The organism is Methylobacterium sp. E-065, from assembly GCF_022829605.1.
In the GTDB taxonomy this organism is placed as follows: Bacteria; Pseudomonadota; Alphaproteobacteria; order Rhizobiales; family Beijerinckiaceae; genus Methylobacterium.
The window spans coordinates 1-25,364 of record NZ_JAKSYD010000026.1; the positions used below are offsets into that span (position 1 = coordinate 1).

Annotated in this window: 28 protein-coding genes and 1 pseudogene; 18 read left to right on the plus strand and 11 right to left on the minus strand. The window is 66.9% G+C overall.

What is annotated here, in order from left to right; all coding sequences use genetic code 11:
- On the minus strand, positions 1 to 368 hold a 368-nt coding region (locus tag MKK84_RS35825), incomplete at its 3' end, for a DUF6894 family protein (protein WP_409566428.1).
- A gap of 246 nt (positions 369 to 614) precedes the next feature.
- Between MKK84_RS35825 and MKK84_RS01990 the strand changes: the two genes are divergently transcribed.
- Positions 615 to 893 carry a hypothetical protein gene (locus MKK84_RS01990; RefSeq protein ID WP_243916362.1) on the plus strand — a complete coding sequence of 93 codons (279 nt, stop codon included), beginning with the start codon at positions 615 to 617 and terminating at the stop codon, positions 891 to 893.
- Between the two features lie 223 nt (positions 894 to 1,116).
- Here MKK84_RS01990 and MKK84_RS01995 read toward each other — a convergent pair whose 3' ends face one another.
- Positions 1,117 to 1,932 (minus strand): transglutaminase-like domain-containing protein, encoded by an 816-nt coding sequence (locus tag MKK84_RS01995; RefSeq protein WP_243916363.1) that lies wholly within the window; start codon positions 1,930 to 1,932, stop codon positions 1,117 to 1,119.
- 546 nt (positions 1,933 to 2,478) lie between these two features.
- The gene (locus MKK84_RS02000; RefSeq protein ID WP_243916364.1) at positions 2,479 to 2,718 is read right to left on the minus strand and encodes a 3',5'-cyclic-nucleotide phosphodiesterase; all 240 of its coding nucleotides are present in this window, start codon (positions 2,716 to 2,718) and stop codon (positions 2,479 to 2,481) included.
- 656 nt (positions 2,719 to 3,374) lie between these two features.
- Here MKK84_RS02000 and MKK84_RS02005 point away from each other — a divergent pair.
- Complete coding sequence (locus MKK84_RS02005; protein WP_243916365.1) at positions 3,375 to 3,584, plus strand: hypothetical protein; 210 nt, start codon at positions 3,375 to 3,377, stop codon at positions 3,582 to 3,584.
- A 51-nt stretch (positions 3,585 to 3,635) separates the two neighbouring features.
- On the opposite strand, the gene MKK84_RS02010 is transcribed toward MKK84_RS02005, so the two are convergent.
- On the minus strand, positions 3,636 to 4,607 hold the full coding sequence (locus MKK84_RS02010; protein ID WP_243916366.1) for an alpha/beta fold hydrolase: 972 nt from the start codon (positions 4,605 to 4,607) through the stop codon (positions 3,636 to 3,638).
- Between the two features lie 3 nt (positions 4,608 to 4,610).
- On the opposite strand from MKK84_RS02010, the gene MKK84_RS02015 reads away from it, so the two are divergent.
- Complete coding sequence (locus tag MKK84_RS02015; RefSeq protein ID WP_243916367.1) at positions 4,611 to 4,781, plus strand: hypothetical protein; 171 nt, start codon at positions 4,611 to 4,613, stop codon at positions 4,779 to 4,781.
- A 655-nt stretch (positions 4,782 to 5,436) separates the two neighbouring features.
- Here the strand turns inward: MKK84_RS02015 and MKK84_RS02020 are convergent.
- The 3 genes from MKK84_RS02020 to MKK84_RS02030 form a co-directional block, all read right to left on the minus strand.
- Positions 5,437 to 5,634 (minus strand): hypothetical protein, encoded by a 198-nt coding sequence (locus MKK84_RS02020; RefSeq protein ID WP_243916368.1) that lies wholly within the window; start codon positions 5,632 to 5,634, stop codon positions 5,437 to 5,439.
- A 473-nt stretch (positions 5,635 to 6,107) separates the two neighbouring features.
- On the minus strand, positions 6,108 to 6,320 hold the full coding sequence (locus MKK84_RS02025; protein WP_243916369.1) for a hypothetical protein: 213 nt from the start codon (positions 6,318 to 6,320) through the stop codon (positions 6,108 to 6,110).
- A 31-nt stretch (positions 6,321 to 6,351) separates the two neighbouring features.
- Positions 6,352 to 7,154, minus strand: a protein-coding gene (locus tag MKK84_RS02030) for an IS5 family transposase (RefSeq protein WP_279599321.1) whose coding sequence is annotated in 2 segments (ribosomal slippage) — positions 6,352 to 6,822 and positions 6,825 to 7,154 — 801 coding nt in all. Because the reading frame shifts where the segments join, the coding sequence is not laid out codon by codon here.
- Between the two features lie 52 nt (positions 7,155 to 7,206).
- On the opposite strand from MKK84_RS02030, the pseudogene MKK84_RS02035 reads away from it, so the two are divergent.
- The 3 genes and pseudogenes from MKK84_RS02035 to MKK84_RS02045 all read left to right on the plus strand — a co-directional run.
- A pseudogene (locus MKK84_RS02035) lies at positions 7,207 to 7,712 on the plus strand (IS5 family transposase); the annotation flags it as partial.
- A gap of 1,329 nt (positions 7,713 to 9,041) precedes the next feature.
- A complete protein-coding gene (locus tag MKK84_RS02040; RefSeq protein ID WP_243916370.1) occupies positions 9,042 to 9,197 on the plus strand; it encodes a hypothetical protein in 156 nt (51 codons plus the stop codon).
- A 220-nt stretch (positions 9,198 to 9,417) separates the two neighbouring features.
- Positions 9,418 to 9,846: a hypothetical protein gene (locus tag MKK84_RS02045; protein ID WP_243916371.1), complete on the plus strand. Its 429-nt coding sequence runs from the start codon at positions 9,418 to 9,420 to the stop codon at positions 9,844 to 9,846.
- Positions 9,847 to 9,973: 127 nt separating this feature from the next.
- Here the strand turns inward: MKK84_RS02045 and MKK84_RS02050 are convergent, their stop codons facing one another.
- Complete coding sequence (locus MKK84_RS02050) at positions 9,974 to 10,183, minus strand: cold-shock protein (protein ID WP_243916372.1); 210 nt, start codon at positions 10,181 to 10,183, stop codon at positions 9,974 to 9,976.
- A gap of 276 nt (positions 10,184 to 10,459) precedes the next feature.
- Between MKK84_RS02050 and MKK84_RS02055 the strand changes: the two genes are divergently transcribed.
- The 6 genes from MKK84_RS02055 (at position 10,460) to MKK84_RS02080 (ending at position 16,695) form a co-directional block, all read left to right on the plus strand.
- Complete coding sequence (locus MKK84_RS02055; protein ID WP_243916373.1) at positions 10,460 to 10,738, plus strand: hypothetical protein; 279 nt, start codon at positions 10,460 to 10,462, stop codon at positions 10,736 to 10,738.
- Positions 10,739 to 11,549: 811 nt separating this feature from the next.
- On the plus strand, positions 11,550 to 12,614 hold the full coding sequence (locus MKK84_RS02060; protein ID WP_243916374.1) for an ABC transporter substrate-binding protein: 1,065 nt from the start codon (positions 11,550 to 11,552) through the stop codon (positions 12,612 to 12,614).
- Between the two features lie 4 nt (positions 12,615 to 12,618).
- The gene (locus MKK84_RS02065; protein ID WP_243916375.1) at positions 12,619 to 13,548 is read left to right on the plus strand and encodes an ABC transporter permease; all 930 of its coding nucleotides are present in this window, start codon (positions 12,619 to 12,621) and stop codon (positions 13,546 to 13,548) included.
- Positions 13,549 to 13,567: 19 nt separating this feature from the next.
- Entirely contained in the window at positions 13,568 to 14,374 is an 807-nt protein-coding gene (locus MKK84_RS02070; RefSeq protein WP_243916376.1) for an ABC transporter ATP-binding protein, read from the plus strand.
- Positions 14,375 to 14,399: 25 nt separating this feature from the next.
- Positions 14,400 to 15,941: an amidohydrolase family protein gene (locus MKK84_RS02075; protein WP_243916377.1), complete on the plus strand. Its 1,542-nt coding sequence runs from the start codon at positions 14,400 to 14,402 to the stop codon at positions 15,939 to 15,941.
- A 4-nt stretch (positions 15,942 to 15,945) separates the two neighbouring features.
- The gene (locus MKK84_RS02080) at positions 15,946 to 16,695 is read left to right on the plus strand and encodes an aspartate/glutamate racemase family protein (RefSeq protein WP_243916378.1); all 750 of its coding nucleotides are present in this window, start codon (positions 15,946 to 15,948) and stop codon (positions 16,693 to 16,695) included.
- Between the two features lie 10 nt (positions 16,696 to 16,705).
- Here MKK84_RS02080 and MKK84_RS02085 read toward each other — a convergent pair whose 3' ends face one another.
- Positions 16,706 to 17,440 carry an aspartate/glutamate racemase family protein gene (locus tag MKK84_RS02085; protein ID WP_243916379.1) on the minus strand — a complete coding sequence of 245 codons (735 nt, stop codon included), beginning with the start codon at positions 17,438 to 17,440 and terminating at the stop codon, positions 16,706 to 16,708.
- A 228-nt stretch (positions 17,441 to 17,668) separates the two neighbouring features.
- Between MKK84_RS02085 and MKK84_RS02090 the strand changes: the two genes are divergently transcribed.
- Genes MKK84_RS02090 through MKK84_RS02115 form a run of 6 tightly spaced genes read left to right on the plus strand, consistent with a single transcriptional unit; the run spans position 17,669 to position 23,567 of the window.
- Positions 17,669 to 18,526 carry a transporter substrate-binding domain-containing protein gene (locus tag MKK84_RS02090; protein ID WP_243916380.1) on the plus strand — a complete coding sequence of 286 codons (858 nt, stop codon included), beginning with the start codon at positions 17,669 to 17,671 and terminating at the stop codon, positions 18,524 to 18,526.
- A gap of 28 nt (positions 18,527 to 18,554) precedes the next feature.
- Positions 18,555 to 19,298, plus strand: a complete 744-nt coding sequence (locus MKK84_RS02095) for an amino acid ABC transporter permease (RefSeq protein ID WP_243916381.1) — start codon at positions 18,555 to 18,557, stop codon at positions 19,296 to 19,298.
- An 11-nt stretch (positions 19,299 to 19,309) separates the two neighbouring features.
- Positions 19,310 to 20,071 carry an amino acid ABC transporter permease gene (locus MKK84_RS02100; protein ID WP_243916426.1) on the plus strand — a complete coding sequence of 254 codons (762 nt, stop codon included), beginning with the start codon at positions 19,310 to 19,312 and terminating at the stop codon, positions 20,069 to 20,071.
- Positions 20,072 to 20,098: 27 nt separating this feature from the next.
- Complete coding sequence (locus MKK84_RS02105; protein WP_243916427.1) at positions 20,099 to 20,893, plus strand: amino acid ABC transporter ATP-binding protein; 795 nt, start codon at positions 20,099 to 20,101, stop codon at positions 20,891 to 20,893.
- Positions 20,893 to 22,218: an MmgE/PrpD family protein gene (locus tag MKK84_RS02110; protein WP_243916382.1), complete on the plus strand. Its 1,326-nt coding sequence runs from the start codon at positions 20,893 to 20,895 to the stop codon at positions 22,216 to 22,218. The genes MKK84_RS02105 and MKK84_RS02110 overlap by 1 nt, the downstream gene beginning before the upstream one ends.
- An 8-nt stretch (positions 22,219 to 22,226) precedes the next feature.
- Positions 22,227 to 23,567 (plus strand): LLM class flavin-dependent oxidoreductase, encoded by a 1,341-nt coding sequence (locus MKK84_RS02115; protein ID WP_243916383.1) that lies wholly within the window; start codon positions 22,227 to 22,229, stop codon positions 23,565 to 23,567.
- Positions 23,568 to 23,591: 24 nt separating this feature from the next.
- On the opposite strand, the gene MKK84_RS02120 is transcribed toward MKK84_RS02115, so the two are convergent.
- Both MKK84_RS02120 and MKK84_RS02125 read right to left on the minus strand, forming a co-directional pair.
- Positions 23,592 to 24,320: an SDR family NAD(P)-dependent oxidoreductase gene (locus tag MKK84_RS02120; RefSeq protein ID WP_243916384.1), complete on the minus strand. Its 729-nt coding sequence runs from the start codon at positions 24,318 to 24,320 to the stop codon at positions 23,592 to 23,594.
- A complete protein-coding gene (locus tag MKK84_RS02125; protein ID WP_243916385.1) occupies positions 24,317 to 25,162 on the minus strand; it encodes a trypsin-like serine peptidase in 846 nt (281 codons plus the stop codon). The genes MKK84_RS02120 and MKK84_RS02125 overlap by 4 nt, the downstream gene beginning before the upstream one ends.
- Positions 25,163 to 25,364 lie beyond the last annotated feature (202 nt).

A 25,364-nucleotide genomic window follows, 5' to 3' on the forward strand; every position in this document is an offset into this window, starting at 1 on the left:
GAAGCTGCTTCGCCCGCATGACCTTGACCCAGCAAACTGATCCAGACCAAGCGCGGACCAATTGGTTCGGTTAGGGTCAAAGTCATAGCGCACCGGAGAGAAGCCGGTCGTGCGCCGACAGGAGGCTGATGCCTCCATCTACGATCAGTATCGAGAGACATCCTGAAGCGCCACCGCACGGCGCCTTCGGCATCGCGAACGGCTGCGACGGAGTCCTGTCGACCGGGGCTATCGCTCAGGCCTTGCGCGATCCGGATCATGATCCTCAACGCCTGCGCACGCGCTGCATCCAGGTCAGGCAATTCGTATCCGTCTTTGTCATGAGCGACTTCAGTCCCATCGTGCAGGGCGATGAAGAAACAAGGCATCAGGCAGCTCGACGAATGCTGGGTACGCCCAGCTACGCAGGTTCTACGCCGTAGCGAATACGCCGTTCAGCGACCGCTATGAGATGGCGATCAAGATCGCGTGGCGGTTAACGGCGCCCGCGTGTCGGGAGGTGCGAGCCCCGCCGTGTCCGCAAGGCTACCCGGCCGATGGTCCAGGTTCAGCAGTTGTCGGAGCCACGCTTCACAGGCTGACCTTCAGGAGCCTTCTTCGAGCCGTCATCCTTCATGGCCGCGCCGGTGTTGTTCATCGCGCCCTGCCGTTCGCTCCTCGTAGATAGGGTGGCGTCTCCCCACATGGTGGACATGATCACCTTCAATCCGAACCCGCATACCCTGCGCGTGACGCCCTCTACGAAGGAGCCCGGCCGGTTCGACTGGTCGATCACGCGCGATGGTGTGGTCGTGCGTCAGTCAGTTCGATCCTTCGGCTCGGAAGACGCATCGGAGGCGAATGGCGACGTGGCCTTCCGAGACGTCACGTCTCGATGGCAGAACGCACGGTAAGTCTGACCGCAGAGCGCACGCCCCAACGTGAGCGGTCTGTAGCGGTACCCGGCACGCGCCGCTTGATAGTGAAGACCGCCGTGATCATGGGCTTCCCGGTTCAGCGATGTGTGAAGACGACTCGCCCAGACGCCTACACGCTAGGACGTAGCACAATGCGGTTCTATGGGATTGAGGAACCACATCAAGGCTGTTCGCGAGCAGTGCCAATTACGATAATTGTTTAGGATAGGGGTGCTGCTTCCTCTGTGGTAACATGAAATCCGGTCAGATTATTGGCCCCAAAAGTGAGTGTCAGCGGTACGTCTGCGGCATCGCGACCGTAGGAGATAAGGATCCGACCGATCCGCAAGCTGTTGTTGCGGGGGTCGAAGGTGTGCCAGCGGTCGCCGAGATACACTTCCATCCAGGCCGCGAAATCACCGGGTGCGTGCGGCAAAGGCAGACCGATGTCGCTCACATAGCCGTTGCAGTAGCGCGTTGGAATGTTCAGGCAGCGGCAGAACGCGATCGCCAGATGCGCGTAGTCGCGACAGACACCCCGCTGCTCTTCAAAGACGTCGAAGGCTGTCCGGGTCGCTCGTGCATGCTCGTATCCGAACGTAATCCGATCGTGAACGAAATCGCAGACCGCCTGCACCCGAGCCCAACCAGGCGTTACATGTCCAAATAGATCCCATGCGATGGACGAGAGCCGATCGGTTTCGCAATAACGGCTGCCGAGGAGAAACAGTAGGCAATCTGAGGGCAGTTTCTCTACGGCAATCTCCTGAGCGTCGAACTCCTGCACATCGCCGCTGCCGTGGTCCCGCACGATCGTGTCGGTCTTCAGCGTAAAGCTGCCGGCTGGTGCAACCATTCGATTGCACCAATTTCCAAAGCTGTCGCGATAGCCTTCTAAGGGAACCGAGGGACTTGTGATCAGATAGTCAGGCCGCTCAAGATCCGAGAAGCGGGATGCGTGGACGTTGAGCGTCGCGATGACGGGGGTGGGTTGCGGGAACTCGTAGGTCATCTCGCAGCCGACAAGAATGCGCATGGGCTCCGTCCTGAAAGGGGGGCATCAAGATCAGCGTTGGTGCCGCTGACCCGCAAGCTTCAGACCGCACTAGGCTGTGAGACGGTGATTTCAGGCATAATGATAACTTCCGAAGGGAGCGCATGTGCACCGTCCCGCAATAGGTGCGGCTTGCGCACCCTTCGTTGCGTCCCCACTCGCCACGGCAAAAGCTAGCTGCTTAGCGCCCCAGAAAGAAGCCTTTTAGGGATCACGAAAAATGGGGGGCTACCCAGGGATGCCCCTCTTCCCGAATAAAAAGGGGGTCGCTTTTTATGTGACGCCTCACGACGGATCGGTAGCGGGAAAAGTGGCTCCAGCGGTGCGCAGGGCCTGAACCAGAGCGTTCAGCTGCGCGATAGTGACCGTCGGTTCGCCTGGGCTGCCCTCGGCGCGTGCCACAACACCCAAAGGGACCTTAGCACGTCCGGCTAACCTCGCAGGTGACCAGCCGATGGAGATCCGGGCCGCGAGAAGCTGCAGGCCTGTAATCACCCCTGCCACTCCCTTGCTCAAATGGTGGAGGCCCTACTTGCCCCCACCGCCCTTGTAGGCCGTGATCGCGCGCCGGCAGTTCTCCGAGACCTTGTCCATATTCGTCTTGAAACAGGCGTCCATCTCGGGGCTATCTGGGTCCTTGCCGCTGCAGAAGGTGACGGCGTCCCCGGAGCAGTAGGTCTTCAGGTCTTCGTTGCCTCGCTTGGGCGCCTGTGCTGACGCAGGGGCGGTGATAGCGATCAGGCTGAGGGCGAGGATGAAGCTGCGCATTCTGGATACCTAGCCGGCGGGAGTTCGGTGACGCGCTAACCAACCTGGATCGGTATTCTATCCCTTCCGCTCCCGGAACCAGATCCCGGCCCCGCCCCCGTTCTCGGGGATGAACTTCAGGCCTGCGGTCATGGAGCGGTGGCCCATGTCAGAAGGGTCGCCGCAACGGCTGCAGCAAGGCAATCCCCCAGGGCTTCTTCCACGCCAGCAGCCTCCAACGCTCGCAGAGCGCCGACGAAGACGATGGCCACGCCGAGCGTCACGAGGCGCTTCGAGATCACCCGGGATCGTTCCGGCGAAGTTTCAAATTCAATCCGCCGCTAATGGCGAGTTCGCTGCCGGCGGCGGTCACCGTGTTGGCCGACGAGATGAAGGGCTGATCACCCCGCCCTTCGTAGCCGTGCGTACCGCCCCTGCCGGATCCGCCGGGCCTTCCCCTACATCCCGAGACCTAACCCCATGGGCGACGTCCTCACCTTCACCCCGCGGCCGAAGTCGGTTGCTCCTGCGATCCCAACTCAGCTCACGGGCCCCACGCTCCGCGTCAGCCTGGAGGAGGCGGCACAAACCGCCCTCGACGCGGGGGATCGCCTCATTGCCGTTCTGGACAGCCTGGACGGCGGCGCGGACCATGACCGCGGGGACTCTGGCCGTCCTTGGCCGCCCCGGAGAACACCGGGGGCAGCCAAGTCGTCTATATGCGCGGAGGCGACCAGAACTGCGAGCAGGAGGAAGCAGCCCAGCTCCTGTTGCCAGAGGTGGAGGCGACGCCCATCCCCGAAGCGACGATCCTGCTGTGGCGCGGGCACGGCAACGTCATCTCGGCGGCCGGCGTGGCGCTTCTCGGCTTGCTGGAGCGAGCATAATGCAGGGCCCGCTGCGGCTGAAAAACAGAAGTTCGCACGAGAGGCTGTTCGTTAGGCAGCTTCGCGAACCCCCTCTGAGGCGCGGTCGACTGCGGCGATAACCTCTGTCGGCGCCAGATGTTGGATCATGTGGCCCATGCCCGGTACGACGATGAGATCACTGTTGGGCAGCTCACCGTGCAGACGCTTCGACTGGCGGTCGACGTCGGCGATCTGATCGTCACCGCCCACAATGATGACCACCGGAAGCTTCAAGTCGCGGTAGTGCTTTTGCAGCTCGACAGTCACCGGTGTCATGAGTGCGGCGTCCTCCGCTGAGGCACGCAGCTGTCTCGGGCGCAGCATCATAGCCTTCGGGAACTGGCGGTCAAAGCGCTCTGTGACGGCGGCTGGCGCGAACATCGTTTTGATCATGGCAGGCTGCAGGATCCGACCGACCACGGGCGACACGGTGTGGCGCATCAAGTCGCCGATGCCTGGGATCGCCACCGGGGACGAGAGCATCACGTCGGCGCGCAGCGTCGGGTAGTAGTACCCGGAAGCTAGGACGAGGCTCCGGACGAGCTGCGGAGCCTGAAGCGCAAGGGCGACCGCGACCAGCGCACCCCAGGAGTGTCCAAGTACGACAGTCTGCGAGACGCCGAGCTGCTGGAGCGCTTTCTGGAACAGCGTTGCATGAGCGCGTGGCGTCCAGAGGCCACGAGGGCGATCGCTGTAGCCGTAACCGGGCCGGTCGATGATGATGACCCGGTAGCGCTTGGCTAGATCGTCGACGATGCCGCTGACCAGAAAATCCTGGATCATCATGCCGTTGCCGTGGATCAGCACCAGTGGCTCGCCACGGCCCCGCTCGACGTAGTGCAGCCGCACCCCGTCGACGGTCAGGAACTGGCCGATCGGGGGTGTCTCGCGCTCGGCCTCACGCGTCTTTGAGGCAGCGTACAGCGCCGATGCAGCGAGCGCCGCGGCAGATCCAAGTAGCGTCGGTCCGAGCCAACGACCGGCGGAGGAATGGCGTGTCATGCGGTGATCCTGGTGAAGTACGGGACATGCTCCTCGATCAACCGGATCGCTCTGAAGTCATGCAGTTGGGTCGGCGCGGGAACGAGCGTCGAGGCGGAAGCCGTCGCATGGCTCTACGGCAGCGCGCCGATCATGCCTTTGGCTTGGGTCATCGTATCCTCGCACGCGCGCTGATGACCCTGGCGATCCTCCTCAACCGCTCGGCTAAGAAGCCGACGTGCGTCAGCGACATGCCCTGACGTGGGGATCATCGCGGCATCACTGGGTTCGCCACCCGGGGCTGCTGCGAGAGCTTTTGGCGAATGGCTGCTGCGGATCGCATGGCCGTCCTGGAGACCTGCCACGTCAACAGCGCCGGCGCTATCGAGACGGCGTTCGATTGTCCCGATCTGCTCAGCGCAGGAGCTAGCTCGAGCTGGGAGCTGCGTGAGGCCGAGTAGAAGGGCTGAAGCCGCCAGGGAGAGTTCTAGGCGCATGAAGGGATCCATTGTACCGCAAGCGGATGATCCGCGCTCAGCCGGATGGGCACGTCGTGCAATCCGAGCGGCAGCAGGAGCTCCGCGCGGCCGACGGATGATCACTGAGATTGCTGCGGTGCAACATGCCAACCTACGTATCTCGCGAATGATCCCTGGGGTTGCGGAAAGATCTTGGGCTTGGCTCATCAAGCAGCATGGAAGCGGACCTTCCCAGGGTCCGTCTTGGGCTGGAACGAGCCGAACGCATGCTGCTGCACCTTGCCCGCTACTGGTTTGCCATCCACGAGCCGACCGGCAACCTGCTGATGGTCGAGGAGCCGGAGGCCGCGTTGCCCAGGTCCGAGTAGTCCCTACTCGTCTGCCAGGAACTGCAGACCGTCACGCTTCATGAGTAATTCATTGAGGTGGTGCCAATAAAGCTCGATGCTCGCTCGTTCTCGATTGGCAGCGTCCTCGGATAAGTTCGTGTCCCTGAGCGCGTGCGTCGAGGATCGGACGTTCTGCTGCAGGGTGGCGATCTCGCGCTCGACCTTCTCAAGCTCGGTCATCCTCGCCTCCAAAAAACGTTGCCGTGACTGAGTAGCCCGCGTGATAGCGCCTATTCGGACCCGGGGCTCTCCCACAATGCTCCTCGTTCGCGTACCCTCTGCCGATCATAGGCAGGTGCACGTTCATGACCGAGCGGCGAGAACTGTACCGAAGCGCGAATGGGGATACGTGGTATCTCGGACGTGAACCCCAAAGCGGCCGAGCCTTTGTCATCCACCAGCCGAATGCTCCCTCTGGGGGGCGGCTGTCTCACATCGAGCTGGGTGACTTCCTACGCGGAAGCGCTGGTGGGCCGGAACATCAGGCTCTGCTGCGTCTGATTGGTACGCTCGTAGACGTTCCCCCGTATGGGGATCGGCCATAAGGATCGATGCCGCCTCGCACACCTCGTTGAGACCGGTCAGGGGATAGCAGGACCTGTCAGAGCCACTGCACTCCATGCAGGCGCTGGCGACGACAAACTGATCCCATTCTACCGCTCCGGCTCGCCACCTTCGCCGAAGGCTCGCAAGCTGTCCCGCAGCGGCAGCAGCTCAAGCAACTCGGCCTCATAGCGCGCTATGGCCTGGCGCTCGCGCACTCTGCCTTCGTTGGAGAGCGGCTTCGTTGCGAGGTCGAGCAAGCCTTGGCGGATGCTCTCTAATAGCACGCCGATAGAGTCGTTGATCCGTTCGAGCTTCGTCATAGCCGAGCCCTTCAACGTTGACTTAGAGCGCCTAACAGAACCGTTTGATCTGGTTGAGGGTGATGAGGCTTGCGGCGAGACTTGTGAAGGCCTCGTAGATGTCGCTACGCCGCTCGTAGCGGATGGGCAGTCGGCGGAACCGGTTGAACCAGGCGTGGGTGCGCTCGACCACCCAGCGATGGCGGCCGAGCGGCTCGCTGCTCTCAATGCCCTTGCGCGCGATGCGCGGCACGATCCCGCGGGCCCGGCACTCCTGGCGGCGGGGCTTGGCATCGTAGGCCTTGTCGGCGTGCAGCTTGCCGGGCCGCTGGCGCGGCCGCCCCCGTCGACCGCTCCGCAGGGGCGGGATGGCGTCGAGCGTCGGGGCCAGCATCGGGCTGTCGTGCCGGTTGGCCCCGCTCAGGCAGAAGCCGAGCGGCGTGCCGCGCGCATCGGTGACGAGGTGACGCTTCGTGCCCGGCTTGCCCCGGTCGGTCGGGTTCGGGCCGGCGGTGGCAGAGCCCCCGCCGGGACAGACGCGCTGTCCAGGCTCGCCCGGCTCCAGTCGATCTCACCCGCCGCGTGCAGGCGCTCCAGCAGAACCTGATGCAGGCGCGCCCACACCCCTGCCTCCCGCCAGTCGCGAAGCCGGCGCCAGCACCTCATCCCGCAGCCGCAGCCCATCTCGGCCGATAGCATCTCCCAGGGCAGGCCCGAGCGCAGCACGAACAGGATACCGGTCAGCGCCGCTCGGTTCTCGATCGGACGGCGCCCGCCCTTCGGACGGGGCCGGGGCGGCGGAAGGAGCGGGGCGATCGCGTTCCAGAGATCATCGGGCAGAAGCGGGCGTGCCATGCTCAACAACGCCCGCCCAACCGATCCGCGCCCGTTCTGTTAGGCGCTCTAAGCCGGTGGGGCCCCCTCGCATGTTCCAATCGACTTCACCGCCGTGAAGGCCCACCGCTGAGCCGCGGAAGGCAGAGAGGGGAGCAGAGCCAAACCATGGGTCGCTCGCGGGGCGGGCGCACGATCAGGATCCACGCCCTGACCGATCGCTTCTGCCGCCTGCTCGCCTTTCTGCTGACCGGCGGGCAGGCCGCCGATTGCACGGCCGGCGCGCTGCTGCTCGAACGCCTGCCCGCCTGCCGCATCGTGCTGGCGGACAAGGGCTACGACAGCGACACCATTCGGCGGCAGATCGAGGCGGCTGGGGCCGCGCCCAACATCACGCACGAGATCAACCGCCGCTGGAAACCCTGCTTCTCGCCCGTGCTCTATTGGGGGTGGAACGCCATCGAACGCATGTTCGGCCGACCCAAAGACTTCCGCCGCATCGCCACCCGCTACGACCGTTTGGCGATCAACTATCTCGCTGCCGTCTGCCTCGCTGCCAAGATCGGCTACTGGTTATGAGTCCGGACGGTAGGGGAGGGGGATCGGTGTGCTGTCCGCCTGTGTCTTCCAGGATCGCACCGCGGAGCTGCGCATCATGTCTGCCAAGCTGCGTGCAACGCGATCTGAGTTGCATGCATGAGGTCCGAGCAGCACAAGATCGGCCAGAACTTTGACATGGGCATGCGGATGGCCGATGACGCCGAACCCGGTGTCCGCTCGGGCCAACTCGTCAATCCTCCGTCGATCTGCCACTCGGTTGAGGGATCGAGGACTGCCCTCCCCCGAACAGCCGGGAATCGCGGTTTGGTTCCATAATGTTCATTATGCGAATGCACGACATACTGAGTAAAGAAGTTTTTGCGAAGGCGTGGCGCCGCTAGGGCCAGCAGATTTTAGCATAGCGCGGTAGCGGTCAATGCATGCACGGCAGTACTCAACAACCCAGCGCTAGGCCCGCTTGTCGAGATCTGGCTTATTGGCGACTTCCACGCAGCGCCGCTGCAGGTGCGGTAGGAAACCGTACTGCGCTGCCGTCTCGCGCGAACTAACTGAGGCTTCATTTCTGTCGAGGCGCAGATACTGTGGCGCGAGGGAGTCCGGGAAGGTCGGGACACCGGGGCCGCTTCGATCATCTCATGCAGCAGGCGAGCGTTGACATCGATGCCGGCAATCGCCCGCCCGACAGGCACTTCGCGCCTTTCGACGAGCATCGAGCGCTAGCCGAGATCGCTCGGTCGAGCACAGTTTTCCCCACCCAGCGGCGCTTCGACCTGCGCTCCAAGGAGAGATAGACACGTCCAGTCGATGCCGATCAACGCCTCGTCAGCCAGAAACCCCCAACGTCAGAACGCCGCGGAAACCCCTGCTTTCGTCCGCGCTTGGGACCGGCGCTGGGCCGGGGACGAGGTGCAGATCCCGGTCGCATTAAGCGCGTTCCACCGGCAGCCAGCGCACAGCGGGAAGACGATCGCGTCCCCCGCCATACACTCGGGTGCGCGCGGGTTGTGGCATCCAAGGGGATGCGGCGGCCGGGACGGTAGAGGCGGTTCCGTCCGCATCCTCACTTCGTCGGAAAGGCGCCAGCCGTCGTCCGCTATCGCAGGACTCCGCCCTGCCCTGCCCTCGAGCGTCGGCATCCAACGCGGACGCAAACACCACGACCACCCGTCGACCGAGGCAGGCTCCCAGGTCTCGATCCGTAACCACGATCTGCTCGATATGCCCTGTCGTGTTCAGGAGTCCGCCGTCAGATCCACGAGCAGCGGTGGCGTTCTGGCTCCAGAAGGCGCATAGCCCTAAGATCCCTCCGCGCAATCCCGTGCCCTGGGCGACGAAGCGGAGACCAGCATGGCACGCGAATTCACGACCGGCAAAGCGCAGGCCGTTACGCCCGAGGACTTCAACGAGCGGGTGAAGCAACTTCTGGCCAACAAGCCCGAGGTTCTCAAGCCTGAGCCGAAGACCAGAAATTTCAAGACGAACAGGCCGCCGCAGAAAGCTTGAGGTCCCGTCTCTGGCGGCGTCCGCCCGAGTGCGGGCGCCGATCAGGTCCGCTGCATCGTAGGGCGCCGGTCACACGATGCTTCTCAGCGGGCGCGCTGGGCATCACCGCGAGATGGACTCTGTTCACCGCGGAGTACGACAACGAGACAGTGAGAGCACGCCGATCACGCGCGAATCACGAGTCCGCCCTGGCAGACGCACCGCGCCACCGAGGTCGGCCATGCCTCCGGATCGGTCATGTGGCTCCTGCACGCAGTGTTGTCAGGCTTTGGAGATTCAGATTCTCGACAAGCCCGCGGGAATCCTGTGCCACCACAACACCGGAACGGGCTGCGGGATTTACCCTGAGCGCCCGGAGGTCTGCGCCCGGTGGTATTGCCTCTGGCGCCGGATTGAAGCGCTGCCAGCTGCGCTGAGGCCAGATCGATCGGGCGTGATCTTCTCGTTGGAAAGCCGTCCCCCCGTCGCCGATTCTCCCGACGCAGCCTGCATCGTGGGCCGCGCCGTGGACGGAATCCAAGCCTTCGACCGCTGGGAGGCGGTCGAAGCATTCGCCATGTTCGTTCGCGAGGGATCGTTGCCGGTCTGGAAGGTTTCGGACGGCGATGCCACCCTGGTGAACCCTGGCCTCGATACCGCTCGCCAGTGACGTCAATGACGAGGCGATTTCATCATCTCCGGCGCGAGCCGATACGCAACACGGCTCGCAACCCGGATGGGAGATCCGATCGGACCAAGCGGGATGAGGCGCACGCCTCATCCCGTCAGTCGAAGGCTCAGGCGCTCTTCAGGTTGGCGGCGCTCTCCTTGCCGCTACGCCGGTCAGCCTCGACGTCGTAGTCGATCTTCTGACCCTCGATCAGATTGCGCATCCCGGCGCGTTCCACAGCGGAGATATGGACGAACACGTCCTTGCCCCCGTCATCGGGCTGGATGAAGCCGTAGCCCTTGGTCTCGTTGAACCACTTAACAGTACCGGTAGCCATAGCGGTAACCCTAGTCGCCAGCACGCCAACGCGGCGTGCCGTTACGTTCGAACCACCTAGGCCGGTCGACCGTTCCATGCAATGCTCAGATCGGTTCACCCAGAGCCGATGACCGCAAGCGCATTGACAGCGTTGCCGACGTTCGTCCCAGTTGCCGCATCGTCTCAGCTATCTTTGCGGCGCGCCTAGGCGCAGAATGTCGACGTTGCGGATCTCGTGCCTCGATCTCGAGCCGCTTCGGACTCGTGGTCTCGACGGCAGCGAACGGGCACCCGAATGGCAGATGTCGTGAGCTTTCCAGCCGGTCGCCGTTCGTCCTGCGCGCTCACACCTTACCGGGCCTACCGGTTCGCCCCGGATGGCAGCGTCAGCGCGACCATACCGATCGAGGCCGCCACCGACGCGGAAGCCGTGGAATGCGCCTTTCATCTGAGCGACGGAGACCGCGTCGAACTTTGGTCCCGTGCACGCTTCGTCGCCCACGTGGGACCGCACGACGGCCTGATTGCGGCCTCGATCGCATTGGTCGAAGAGGATCCGACGCCCGATCCGTGAACGCGGCCTTCCGCCGACGCGGTTGATCGGTCCATGAGATCGCGTCGCCTGATACGTATCGTGACAGACGGTCCGCTTCCTGCTCGCCCCTAACGCGAGACGTGCGCCCGTGGTGGCCGAACCGGGAAACTCCGTATGCGTCGATCCCCGCACACGGACGAGGCGCTCGCCGTCCCGTTGGACGCGGCGGCAGCGCGGTAGGCCTGGGCAAGCATCGCAAGAGCGGCGGGGCGGTGCCAGCCGACATCGGAATGAGCCGCGTACCGGTCAGGCCCAACCTCGCCCTTGGCCTGGTCGACAATGTTGTCGATAATCGAGCGCTGAGCGGCAATGCGCATCGGACGCGCGCACCCGCGCTCGTCACCGTCAACCCGGACCACCGCCGCCACGACAACGCAAAAACCCGGCTGTCGTATCGGCCCGCCCGGGACGAGGGACCGGCACCGCATCCTGCAGCGGTATCGCCGAACACGCGCCGTCAGCCGTCAAGCTCAGACAGGAAGGCGCTTGTCCCGCCCCGTAGCGGACGAGCACGGCACCTCAATAGGTCGTGAGGCTCCAGCCCGCCAAGGCCGCTGACCGGAGGTGGCGGCGCGGATGGCACGCTTCTTGTGAGTATCTCACCAGCGCAGCGTCGCTCCTGGGCGGCGAATAAAGGTTGGCGTGCCGTCGAGACCGCGAGGTGCCGGGTGATCCGGATCGCATCGACCGCCCTCACCTCTTTCCGAGCCTAGCATCTCCGCGCGCACGGCCGAGCGCCGGCACGCACCGCCTGAAAGCCCCCGACATCCGCCTCCTGAGGAGAGCCGATATGTGCGACCGTCACGGCGAGTACCGCGTTCCCCATCTTGCGTTCGATCTCTCGCGGTTCAAGCCCAGCCGCAGACGCTTCCTCGGCGGCACCGCCGCCGCCCTCACGGTCGCGGTGGGGCCCGGCATGACCGGCCGGGCGGCGGCCGCCACCGGCATCCGGGCGACCCACGGGACTGGCTTCTGCAACCTGAACTTCTTCTTGGCCGAGGCGATGCAACTCGCCAAGGATGACGGGCTGACCATCGACTTCGTCAACACCCCGACCTTCTCCGATCAGGTCACCTTCCTCGGCATGGGTCAGGTCGATGCCGGCGTGATGCCCTATACGAGCTTCATGGCGCTCTACGACGCCGGCGCCCCGGTGAAGATCGTGGCGGGCGGCGGCATCGAGGGCTGCGTGCTCGTGGCCCAGCCGGGCCTCGACAGCCCCGAGAAGCTCAAGGGCAAGACGCTCGGCACCTTCCAGCTCGATACGCTGGAGGTGCTGCCCTACGACTGGCTGAAGAAGAACGGCGTCGCCTTCAAGGACATCACGGTCCGCTACATGGGCTCGACCCCGGAGGCCGTGGAAGCGTTCCGCGCCGGCGCCCTCGACATCATCTCGACGATCGAGCCCTACGGCACGGCCCTGCTCACCGACGTGAAGGGTGCGGTCAAACTCTCCGACGGCACCGACATCTACGGCAAGGGCTACACCGACTGCGTTCTGGCGGTCCGGAACGAATTGATCGCCAAGAACCCGGCCGCGGTCAAAGCCATGATCAAAGGCATGATGAAGGCCCAAGCCCTGGCCGAGAGCGACCCGCAGACCGCCCTGAACACGCTGGTCGGCTCCTATTACAAGACCTCGATGAGCAACGCCCAGCTCGCCATGGGCCGGCAGCCCTCGGTGGTGGACGCCCGCAATCAGACGCAGTTCATCCTCGACCGGACCGATTCCGTCGCCGAGATGGGCTACATCAAGAAGAAGCCCGGCCGCGACGCGATCGACTGGACCCTGCTGGAGCAGGTCATCGCCGAGAACCCGGATCTCTACGGCAAGCTCAAGCTGAAGTCGGCCTGAGCGAATGGCTGTGGATCTCGCCCGCGCCGCCGCCGTCCCGCACGTCCGGCCGCGCCTCCCGTTCGGTCAGCGCCTCGCGCTGCCCGACGGCTTCGTCCCGCTCCTGCAACGGACCGGCTGGATGCTGGTTTCGGTCGGCTGCTTCGCCGGCCTCTGGGAGCTGCTCTGGGCCTTCGGCATCGCGGACGCCAAGCTGCTGCCGCCGCCGCACATCTTCCTCGGCAACCTCGCCGAGCAGGCGCGCTTCTTCAACACCGCCCAGCGCTGGCAGATCGGCACCGGCATGAATGCCGGCCCGAGCCCGGCCATGGCGGTGCTGATCACCGTGCTCGCCTCAACCGGCCGGGTTCTGGCGGGCCTCGCCCTGGCCGCGACCCTGTCGATCCTGGTCGGCGTTGCGATCCGCTACGTCGTGCTGTTCGAGCGGCTGACGTTGCCGACCATCACACTCTTGGCGCCGGTCTCGCCGATCGCGTGGCTGCCGGTGGCGATCTTCATGTTCGGGATCGGCAACGCGCCCGCCATCTTCATGGTGTTCATCGCCCTGTTCTTCACGATGGTCCTCTCGACCATCCACCAGATCGACGGGGTCAATCGGAACTATATCAACGTCGCCCGCACCATGGGGGCGTCGAAGCGCCAGATCTACGCGCGGGTGATCGTGCCGGCGATCCTCCCGGGGCTGCTCGCCGTGCTGCGCCTCAACCTGTTCGGCGCCTGGATGGTGGTGCTCGTCGCCGAGGCGACCGGCGTCGGCTACGGGCTCGGCCAGGTGATCATGCTGGCGCGCAACACCTTCAACCCGTCGCTCGTCTTCTTCACCATCACGCTGATCGGCCTGCTCGGCTTCGCCTTCGACCTGCTGTTCCGGCTGGTCCAGCGGCGGATGCTGTACTGGCTGCCGCGCGACGCGGGGTCCTCCCTTGGTCTTTGATTCCTTGGCCTCCGATGTCATGGCCTCTGATCCCGCCTCCGACGACGCCGTCTCCTGCCGGGGCGTCGCCAAGGTCTGGGCGGCCGGCACCACCCGCGCGCACGAGGCGCTGCGCGACATCGACCTCACCGTGAAGCCCGGCGAGTTCGTGGTGTTCCTCGGCCCCTCGGGCTGCGGGAAGAGCACGCTGCTCTACCTGATCGCCGGGCTCGAAGCCGCCTCCGGGGGTGAGCTCCTGGCGTTCGGCGCCCCAGTCACCGGCCCCTCGCCCGAGCGCAGCCTGATCTTCCAGGAGACTTCGCTGCTCCCTTGGCTCAGCGTCTGGCAGAACGTTAGCTTCGGCCTGTCGCTGAAGGGCGTGCCGGAGGCCGAGCGGCGGAGCATCGCCCGGGCCGCGCTCCAGCGCGTCGGCCTCGTCGAAGCTTTCGACAAGCGGCCGGACGAATTGTCCGGCGGCATGCGCCAGCGGGTGGCGGTGGCGCGCGCCCTCGCCATGCGCCCGAAGGTTCTGCTGATGGACGAGCCGTTCGCGGCGCTCGACGTCCAGACCCGCCAGAAGATGCAGGACTTCCTGCTCGACGTCTGGCGCGACAGCGCCGCCTCGGTGCTGTTCGTGACCCACCACATCGACGAGGCGGTGGCGCTTGCCGACCGGGTGGTGGTGTTCACCGCCCGCCCCGGGCGGATCAAGACCATCGTCCGCAACGACCTCGCCCGCCCGCGCGACCCGTTCTCCCCCGAGGCCGAGGCGATGCGGCGGCATCTGACGGAACTCCTGCGCGACGAGGTCGACCGGGCCTTCGCCGAGCAGGAAGCGCTCGTCTGATCCCTCCCCCAACACGGACACGACCATGACCACATCGCTGATCCGCAGCCGGCGGATGATCACCCGTACCCTCGACCACGATCGCTGGGAGGAGATGGCCGATGGCGCGGTGCTGCAGAAGGATGGGATCATCGAGGCCCTCGGCACCTACGCGGACCTGCACGCCCGCTACCCCGACGCCCCCGTGATCGGCTCCGGCCGCGAGATCCTGCTGCCGGGCTTCGTCAACGGCCACCACCATGTCGGCCTGACGCCGGTGCAGCTCGGCTCGCCCGACATGCCGCTGGAGCTGTGGTTCGTCACCCGCATGGTGGCGCGCAACCTGAACCTCTATCTCGACACCCTGTACTCGGCCTTCGAGATGGTCGGCTCCGGCATCACCACGGTCCAGCACATCCACGGCTGGATGCCCGGCAGCCTGGAGGAGGTCGAGGCGCGCTCCAACGAGGTGCTGCGCGCCTATCGCGACATCGGTATGCGGGTCTCGTACTGCTTTGCGGTCCGCGACCAGAATCGCCTCGTCTACCAGGCCGACATGGACTTCGTGTCGAGCCTCCCGGCGTCGCTGCAGGACCCGATGAAGCGCTGGTTCGAGCGCTTCCAGATGTCTCTGGAGGACAACTTTTCGCTGTTTCGCAGCCTGCATTCCGGCCAGGCCGGGGCGTCGCGGGCCAAGATCCAGCTCGCGCCGGCCAACCTGCACTGGTGCTCCGACGCGGCCCTCGAAGGGCTCGCCGGTCTGTCCGAATCCTACGACGTGCCGATGCACATGCACCTCGTCGAGACCGCCTACCAGAAGGCCTACGCGGAGAAGCGCGGCGGCGGCACCGCGGTCGAGTACCTCGACCGGTTCGGCATGCTGGGCCCCCGCCTCACGCTCGGCCACGGCGTCTGGCTGAACGAATCCGACATCGACCGGGTGGCGGCGACCGGCACCTGCATCTGTCACAACTGCTCGTCAAACTTCCGGCTGCGCTCCGGCGTGGCGGCGCTCAACCAATTCGAGGCGAAGGGGATCAACACGGCGATCGGTCTCGACGAGGCCGGCATCAATGACGACCGCGACATGCTCCAGGAGATGCGCCTCGTGCTGCGCGCCCACCGGGTGCCCGGCATGGAGGAGGGCGACGTGCCGAGCATGGCCCAGGTGCTGCGCATGGCCACCGTCGGCGGCGCCCGCACCACCCCGTACGGCGACAGCCTGGGCACCATCGAGGTCGGCAAGGGCGCCGACCTCGTCCTGATCGACTGGGACCAGATCGCCTATCCGTATCTCGACCCGGAGACGCCGCTGCTCGACGCGGTGATCCAGCGGGCCAAGACCGGGGGCGTCACCACGGTGCTGTGCGAGGGCGAGGTCCTGTACGCCGACGGCCGCTTCACCCGGGTCGACAAGGACGCCGCCCTCAAGGCGCTGCATGACGACCTGTCGCGGGCGCTGTCGGACGACGAGGTCGAGCGGCGCCAGCTCTCCAAGGCTTTGCTGCCGCACGCGAAACGCTTCTATGCCGACTACATCGACCCGTCGCGGCACGAACCGTTCTACCGGCCGAGCTCGCGCGTCTGACGGCGTGCGGCTCCTCCTCCTCAATCCGAACACCTCGGCCGCCATGACGGCCCGGATGGAGCAGGCCGCCGCGGCCGCCCTTGCCCCGGACGTGACGCTCACAGCGCTGACGGCCGCCCGGGGCCTGCCCTACATCGCGAGTCGCGCGGAGGCGCAGCTCGCGGGGGCCGCGGTGCTGGAAGCCCTTGCGGAGCACCAAGCCGGCTTCGACGCCGCCGTCATCGCGGCCTTCGGCGATCCTGGGTTGATCGCGGCGCGGGAGCTGTTCGACCTGCCCATCGTCGGCATGGCCGAGGCGGCGATGCTGACTGCCTGCCAGCTCGGTCAGCGCTTCGGCATCGTGACCTTCTCGGGCACTTTGCTGCCCTGGTACGAGGATGCTGTTGCGCTCTCGGGGCTCTCGGCACGCTGCGCCTGTGTCCGCGCGGTCTCGGCGGCCTTCCGCTCGGTCACGGAAGTGCAGCACGAACTGGAGGTGGAGATCGGCGCCCTGGCGAACCGGGTCGTCGCCGAGGATGGGGCCGACGCGGTGATCCTCGCCGGCGCCCCGCTGACCGGCCTCGCCGCGCGGATCGGCGACACGGTGCCGGTGCCGCTGGTCGATCCGCTGGCGGCCGCCCTTGGTCAGGCGCAGGCGCTGGTCCGGCTCGGGGCGCGTCCGCCGCACGCGGGCCGCTTCGCCCGGCCTCCGGCCAAGCCCGCCACCGGGCTGGCACCGGCCCTGCGGCGCTGGATCGAGCGGCAAGACACCTGAATCCAGCTTTTCAGGCCGGCGCGAACACGCGGCCCCATCCGGTGATCGCCGCCGTGTCCAGCGCGGCGAGATCCATTGCCTTCCACAGACTGACCGTCACCGAATCGTAGACTGGGATCCCGAGCTCGTCTTCAAGAGCGGGCGCGAGGGCGGCGCCCGCGAGGTTGGTACAGACGATGGCGGCCGCCTCGGCACCCTCGGCCGCCACGGCGCGGACCATCCCGGCGATCTCGGCCTCATCGGCCTCCGCGAACGCAAAGTTCTCCGACAGGCCAAGGTGCCGCTCGGCCGAGCAGTCTAGCCCATCGGCCTGCCAGTTCGCCTGGATTTGCGCCTGGACGTCCCCCGTATAGGGCGTCACCAGCCCGACACGCCCGATCCCGCGCCGCCGGAACAGGTCACGGAAGGCGAGCGCCGATGTCGAAGCCGGAACGCCGGTCCGCTGCGTGATCGCCGCAGACAGGGCCATATCGTTCTCGAAGCCGAGCCAGGACCCCGCCGTGCCATTCCACAGGATCGCGGCGACCCGGGCATCCGCGAGCAGCTCCGAGGCGGCCAGCATCGGCGCCTGATCGAATTGGTTGAGCGCGGCCGTCGACAGCCCGATCTGCGTCACCCGTAAACGTGCGAAGTGAGCGGTGATCCCCGGTTGCCCGGCCAGCAGGCGGGCTGTCATCGGTTCGAGGACGCTGTTCGAAGACGGCGTCAGCATCCCGAGCCTGACCGTCTGCCGCCTGTCTATCATTTCGGCCCGTCCCCGGTACGGCTCGGCGCGAGCCCGGCGGTCGCGGCTGGCAAGGATCGTTCCGGCGCAGCTGTGCGGCCGGCATCGTCGCGGCCCTCGAGAAGGCGGGCCTGAGCATCTCCGACGTGAAGCGCGCCTCCCTGCTGTCCTTCGAGGCCGCCGCGGCTTTCCGCGCATCCCAAGGCCCCGTATGGAGGGATCCGCCCCGCGCAGAGAACCGGAGCCGTCATGGCGCGCATCGTGTTGAAGTTTTGGTCGACCTGCCGCCCCGGAGCGCTCGCCCTGGCGGCCCTCGGGCTGCTCGCGTCGGATGCGGCCCGTGCGGACGCGACCCTCGACCGGATCAAGGGCCGGCAGAAACTCACGGTCGGCATCATCCTGTCGGGGGCCCCGTTCGGATACATCGACCCGCAGACCCGCGCCGAGAAAGGCTTCAACATCGACCTCGCCCGGGCGCTGGCCGAGAAGCTCGGCGTGAAGGTCGAGCTCGTCACCGTCACGCCGCCCAACCGCGTGCAGTTCCTGCAGCAGGGCAAGGTCGATGTCCTGATCGCCAACATGCAGTATACGGAGGACCGCGCGAAGATCCTCGACCACGTGCCGACCCCCTACGACCGAGCCGGGGGCGCCGCGCTGGGGCGCAAGGACAGCGGCATCCACGACTGGGCGGACCTCAAGGGCAAGCCGGTCTGCATCTCGCAGGGCTCGAACTACGCGCAGCCGCTCGCCGACACCTACGGCGCCGTGGTGAAGGGGATCCCGAGCCAGCCCGAGTCGATGCTGGCGCTCCAGGGCGGCAACTGCGTGGTCGCGGTCCACGTGGCGCCGACGCTCAAGCTCCTGCTCGCCGACCGTCCGAACGACTGGAAGGACTACGCCATCGTCATCCCCACCGAGCTGGATCCGGCTGACTCCGTGATCTGGCTGCGCAAGGGCGAGCGCGACACCGCGGCGGCTCTCGATGCCGCCGTGCGCGACCTGCACGGCTCGGGGGCCATGCTGGACATGGCCAAGGCCAACCGGCTGGTCGATCCGGCCTTCCTGGAGGAGGAGCAGCGCAAGTTCGCCGCGCAGGCCAAGCCGTGATTCAGGCTGTGATCCGGTCGCGCCCGGCATGATCGACGCGGCCCTGCAGCGCTTCATCGAACTGGCGGCTACTCTGGGCCTGCATTACGACTTCCTGCTGAGCGGCACCGAGGTCCGGTCGTGGCTCGCCGGGATGGGCACGACGCTTCTGCTCGTCGCCCTGGCGATCCCGCTGAGCCTCGCCGCCGGGATCGCCTTCGCGGCGGCCCTGACCTCCGGTCGCCCGTGGCTCGCCCTGCCAGTGCGGGCCTATGTGGAGCTGACGCGCAACACGCCGACGCTCGTGCAGCTCATGTTCGCGTTCTTCGCTCTGAACATGCTCCTGTCCCGGGCGCTGGGCGGGGCGGCCCATAACCCGTTCACGCCGTTTTTCTGGGTGGTGGCGGTGACGGGTCTGCACGTCGCGGCCTTCCACGCGGAGGCCTTGCGCGGCGGGATCGAGGCCGTGCCGGCGCCCCTGGTCGAGGCCGCGCAGGCAACCGGCTTTTCAAGCTTGGAGATCCTGCGCTTCGTGACGCTGCCGCTGGCGTTGCGCACGGCCTTGCCGGCTTTGGTGAACAACCTCGTCAACCTCGTGAAGCTGACCACGATCGGCTCCGCGATCGCGGTCGGTGAGGTGACCTACGCGTCGATCATGATCTGGACGCAGCGCGACAACGTCCTCGAGCTGATGATCGGGATCCTGCTGTTCTTCGGGCTCATCAACCTGACCGTGTCGCGGATCGGCCGCCTCGTGGAGCGCCGCCTCGCCGTGCCGGGATACGGCGCGTGAGCGCCGCCGCGCTGCCCGCCCGCGGAGCCCTCCGCTGGGCCTGGCCGTGGCTCGCCGCCGCCTGCAGCGCCATCCTCCTGTGGTGGCTCCTCGATGCGCGTCTGACGCGCGATCTCCTCGACTGGCTGCCCTACCTCGCCTCAGGCTTCGCCATGAACGTCCTGATCAGTATGCTCGCCATGACGCTGGGCACGCTGGGCGGGGTCGCACTCGGCGCGATGGAACTCTCCGCCACGCGGATCGTGCGCGCGCCGGCCGTGGCCTACGTGCAGGTGTTCCGCAACGCGCCGCACCTCGTGCTGATCTTCGCCACAACCTACATCTTTCCGTTCGAGATCATTGTGGCCGGCCATTACCTGCCGTTCCCCGATTGGCTGAAGGCGGTGCTCGGCTTGGCCATTCCGGCCGCCGCCTACGTGGCCGAGATCGCCCGGGGCGCGATCCAGTCCGTGCCGACGACGCAGTGGGACGCCGCTAAGGGCATCGGCCTGTCGCGGGGGCAGACCCTGCGCTGGATCATCCTGCCCCAGTGCCTGCGCCGGGCGCTGCCGCCCTGGATGAACCTCTACGCCTCGATCACCATGAGCACGGCGCTGGCCTCGCTGGTCGGCGTCCACGAGTTGCTGCACGCCGCGACCGATGCCAGCACCGCCGTGCGGCGGGACGACTTCACCATCGCGATCTACCTGACGGTACTGCTGGCGTTCTTCCTGTTCTGCTACCCGATCTCGCGCCTGACGCGGCGTCTCGAACGCCATCTCGCGCGCCGCTGACAACGAAAGCCGATGGCTCACGATTCGATGGCTCAGGATTTCGCAAACCGGCCGAACCTCGTGGACCTTCAGGACGTCCACCTGTCCTTCGGCGAGGTCGAGGTGCTGAAGGGCATCGACCTCACGGTGGCGAAGGGCGATGCGGTCTCGATCATCGGCCCGTCCGGCTCGGGCAAGTCCACCATCCTGCGCTGCATCAACGGTCTCGCGCAGCCGCAGGCCGGTCGAATCACCGTGGCGGGCGTGCGCGTCGATACCCTGCGCAGCGAGGCCGAGCGGATCGCCCTGCGCAAGCGCATCGGGGTGGTGTTCCAGCAGTACAACCTGTTCCCGCACCTCACGGTGCTCGAGAACATCACCCTGGCGCCCGTCCGGATCCTCAAGGTGCCGCGCGCCGAGGCGGAGGGCCACGCCCGGGACCTGCTCGCCCGGGTCCGGCTGGCCGACAAGGTCTTGGCCTATCCGGGCGAACTCTCGGGCGGCCAGCAGCAGCGTGTAGCCATCGCGCGGGCGCTCGCCATGCGGCCGGAACTCGTGCTGTTCGACGAGGTGACCTCGGCCCTCGATCCCGAGATGGTCGGCGAGGTGCTGGCCGTGATCCGCGAGTTGGTGCGCGAGGGGCTGACCAGCATCCTGGTCACCCACGAGATGCGCTTCGCAGAGGAGATCAGCGACACGATCGCGTTCACAGAGAACGGCCGCATCGTCGCCCAGGCGCCGCCGGCCGAGCTGTTCTACCGATCCGATAACCCACGCATCCGGCAGTTCATCGGCGGCTTCCAGGGGTTTCGCGACGCAGTGCAGGACCGGGAGGGCATCTGATGCCAGATTCACGCAGCACGGCCCTGGCTGAGGCCATCGTGGCCGCCCGTCCGGACGCGGAAGCCGCCGCGATGGCGGCGGCGCGCTTGGCGCTGGTCGACTTTCTCGCCTGCGCCCTAGCGGGGAGCCCGGACCGCACCGTCGCGACCGTGCGAACTGCCATGGGCGACACGCCCGGCCGGTCCCCGGTGATCGGCTCCGGACGGCCCGCAGAACCGCTTCTCGCCGCCTTGCTCAATGGCTATGCCGGACACGTGCTCGACTACGACGACGTCCACGCGAGCGTGCGCGGGCACCCCACCACGGTGATCGTGCCGGCGCTCCTGGCGGCCCTCGATCCCGGGGCGCTGCCCTCCGCCGACGCGTTCCTCGCCGCCTATCTGGTCGGCCTGGAGACGATGGCGCATCTCGGCCGCGCCATCGGTCCCGCCCATTACGAGCGCGGCTTCCACGCTACAGCGACGCTGGGTCCCTTCGGCGCGGCCGCCGCGATCGCGCATCTGAGCGGGTTCTCAGCCAAGACCACCGGGATCGCCCTCAGCCTCAGTGCCACGCAGGCGGCCGGGCTGCGCCTGCAGTTCGGGTTCGACGCCAAGCCGCTCCATGCCGGACTCGCCGCCCGCAATGGCCTGATGGCAGCCCGGCTCGCCGAGGCCGGCCTGTCCGGCGCCCCCGAAAGCCTCGATGGCGCCAACGGTTTTTTCGAGATCTATGGGTTCGGCGAGGCGCGGCCCGAGCGCGTCCTGGAGGATTGGGGATCGCCCTGGCAGATCCTTCGCCCCGGCCTGACCCTGAAGGCGTTCCCGTGCTGCACTGCGGCCCACCCGGTGGCTATGGCCGGCCTCGCCTTCCACGGTGAGGGATTCCGGGATCTGGCGCGGGCGACCATCACCTTCCCGCCGGGAGGTGACGCCGCCCTGGTTGTTCGGACGCCGCGCACCGGGATCGAGGCCCGCTTCAGCCCGGAATACATCCTGGCCGCTTCCCTGGTGGACGGCGCGGTGCGCCTCGATCACTTCGACGAAAGGCCAGTCCGCCCCGACCTCGCGGCACTCGCCGAACGGGTGGAACGCCGGCACGACACGTCCGCGCCGCACCTGTCCTCGGATCCGGGCACACGGTTCGTGGTGGTGGAGATCGCCGACGCGCAGGGCCGCACCGCCCGGCAGCGCATCGACGGCCTGCCGGGGCTCGACGACGCCGACGCCAAGTTCCGGGACGCCACCGCGGGGTCCGACGCATTCCAAGCGGTGCCCGATCTCGTGCGCACCATGCGCACGCCCGGCGACCTCGCGCGCCTCCTCCAGCTCCTCGCCCAGCCGTGAGCCACCCCATGACGACCGACCGGACCAAGCCCGACGCCGCGCCGCGCCAGATGCATCTCGGACTGTTCCTCCAGGGGGCCGGTCATCACGTCTCGGGCTGGCGTCATCCGAACGCGGAAGCCGGAAGCGAGAATTTCGATCTGCTGCGCCGGGTCACCCAGGCGGCCGAGGCCGCCAAGTTCGACATGGTCTTCCTGGCGGACGGGCTCACCAGCGCGGTGGACGCCCACCCGTCCATGATCGCCCGGTTCGAGCCGCTGACGCTGCTCAGCGCGCTCGCCATGGTGACGGAGCGGATCGGTCTCGCGGCGACCGCCTCGACCACCTACGGCGAGCCCTACCATGTGGCCCGCGCCTTCGCGTCGCTCGACCACCTCAGCGGCGGCCGGGCAGCCTGGAACGTCGTCACCACCTCGTACGCGCGCACCGCCAACAACTTCTCCAAGGCGCATCCGGCGCATGACGAGCGCTACGCGGTCGCCGAGGAGTTCGTGGACGTGGTCTGCGGCCTTTGGGACAGCTGGGACGACGATGCCTTCGTGAAGGACAAGACCCGCGGGGTCTACGCCGATCCCGCCAAGGTCCGGATCCTCGACCATGCGGGTCGCTACTTCAACGTGAAGGGACCGCTCAACATCCCGCGCTCGCCACAGGGACACCCGATCCTGATCCAGGCCGGCTCGTCGGGGCCCGGGCAGGACCTCGCGGCCCGGCGGGCCGACGTGGTGTTCACCGCCCAGCAGGATATCGCGGAGGCGCAGAGCTTCTATGCGAGCCTCAAGCAGCGGGTCGCCGGTTTCGGGCGCGATCCGGCCTCGGTGGCGGTGATGCCGGGCTTCCTGCCGGTGATCGGTCGCACGCTCGCGGAGGCGAGCGCGAAGCTCTTCGAGCTCGATCAGTGGACCCCCATCGCCAGCGCGATGCCGCTCCTGGAGGAGCGCGTCGGTCATTCGCTCGCATCCTACGGCCTCGACGGCCCCTTGCCAGACCTGCCTATCTCGGACCAGCTTCGCAGCCGAGCCGAACTCCTCACCGCCCTGGCGCGCCGGGAGGGGCTGACCATCCGCCAGCTCGCCCTGCGGGTGGCGGCGGGGCGCGGACACCACATGATCGTCGGCACGGCCGCGGACGTGGCCGACCGCATGCAAGCGTGGTTCGAGGGCGGCGCGGCGGACGGCTTCAACGTCATGCCGCCCTTCTTTCCCGAAGGACTGGACGACTTCGTGCGCGAGGTCGTGCCGCTGCTGCAGGAGCGCGGCCTGTTCCGGACGGAGTATGCGGGCACGACCCTGCGGGACCATCTCGACTTGGAGCGTCCAACGCCTGCAGAGCCGATTTCGCGGTCCTGATCGGAACCGCGATCGCGCCGCGCTCTACGCCGGAACGCGCGTCCCGTCCCAGGCGAAGACGCCGCCCGTATCCTTCACGTCGAGGGTGCCGAGCACGCGCAGGAGATGCGCCGCGCTCTCGTCAGGCTGCAGGATGCCCCCGGCCTGCGGGTCCGGTCGGAAGGGGCGCGACAGGTTGGAGGCGACCGTGCCCGGATGCAGGCCGACGACGATCGCGTCCGGCCGGTTGCGGGTGACCTCGATCGAGAGGGTTCGCAGGATCTGGTTCAGGGCCGCCTTCGAGGCGCGATAGGCGTACCAGCCGCCAAGCCGATTGTCCTCGATCGATCCGACCCGCGCCGACAATGCAGCGAACACGCACCGTCCGGTCCGCGCCAGCAGCGGGACGAAATGCTTGGCGACCAGGGCGGGGCCGATCGTGTTGATCGCGAAGACGGCAGCCATCGCGGTGGGATCGAGCGCCTTGAACGTCTTCTCGGGCGAGACGCCATCCTGATGCAGGATGCCGGTCGCGACGATGATGAGGCCAACGGGTCCGGCCTCACCGACCTTGGCCGCAGCCGCAGCGATCGACGCCTCGTCGCCGAGGTCGATCGCCTCGGTGCGGACACCGTGCGGGCATGGCGGCTGCGATCGGGAGAGCGCGAAGACCGACGCGTAGGCTTCGCTCGCGGCGAGTTGGGATACCAGAGCCTGGCCGATGCCGCCGGACGCGCCGATCACGACCGCGCTGGTCGAGGCCGAGAGGGTCATCGCGCTGGCACCCGGACCGCCGCACGGGATGGGCCTTCCGATTGGCGGATTGGGGCAGGCTTCGCAGCCGCAGCCCTGTCCGGCACCGCGCTCATCAGGGCGGCCTCGACCGTTGCCCGAAAGCTGCTGACTGGCACTGCGATCGAGGTCCCCGTCCGGGAACTGGCCACTAGGATGCCGACGATCCCGGGCTCACCGTCCTGCAGGATCAACGCCGAGCCGGATTCGCCCGGCACGACCGGGCAGAAATGATCGAGGAGCGGCAGGGTGGCGGGTTCGTAACGGGCTCGGCAGCCGTGCTCCACGCTGATGATCTGGTTCGCGTAGGATTTGTAGCCCGCGTGAACGATGCCTGTCAGCGTCGTCGCCCGGGTGTCCGGGCCGATGGCTTTGCTGAGGCCCAGCGGCTTCAGGGATAGAGGCTCGGCCAGCTCCACCACGGCCCAGTCGCGACTGAGATCCTCCCGACTCGTACCGAACCGGTACGCATCCGGTTTCGTGTAGGCCTTGGCGATCGAATGTGCGGTGTAGCGTCCCTGCTCGTAGCCGGCGACGAAGTGAACGCCGGCCGCATCGACCCAGCGCTGCCGCGCTCCGTCCCACAGGCAATGGGCGGCCGTGAGCACATGGCGCGGTCCGACGAGCGTGGCCGTGCAGTATTTCCGACTTCCGGGCCCCGTTACGACGTTCAACTTGCCCACGGCGCTCAGGGGCCAGACCCTGGGATCGAGATCGGGCGTCGGCGCCTGCGGCAGCGGCTGGACTAGGGATTGGGCATGCAGGGCCGATGTCGCGACTAGGCCGAGCACCGCACAGGCCAAGCTTCTGGAAACCGGGCCCATACTTACTGGCTCCGCTCGCTGATCCCGACGGACGAGCCGTGTGTCTTGGCTGACATAGGGGAAACGGCGGTGCTTTGTCCAAAGTCGTTTGAGACTGAGGACGCTCCCGCTTGCTCAGCACGATGGGGATACAAGACTTCGACAGCGCATGCGGCTGACGAGACGCGACATGGGTCTTCGAACGGTAGCTCGCAGCTGACCT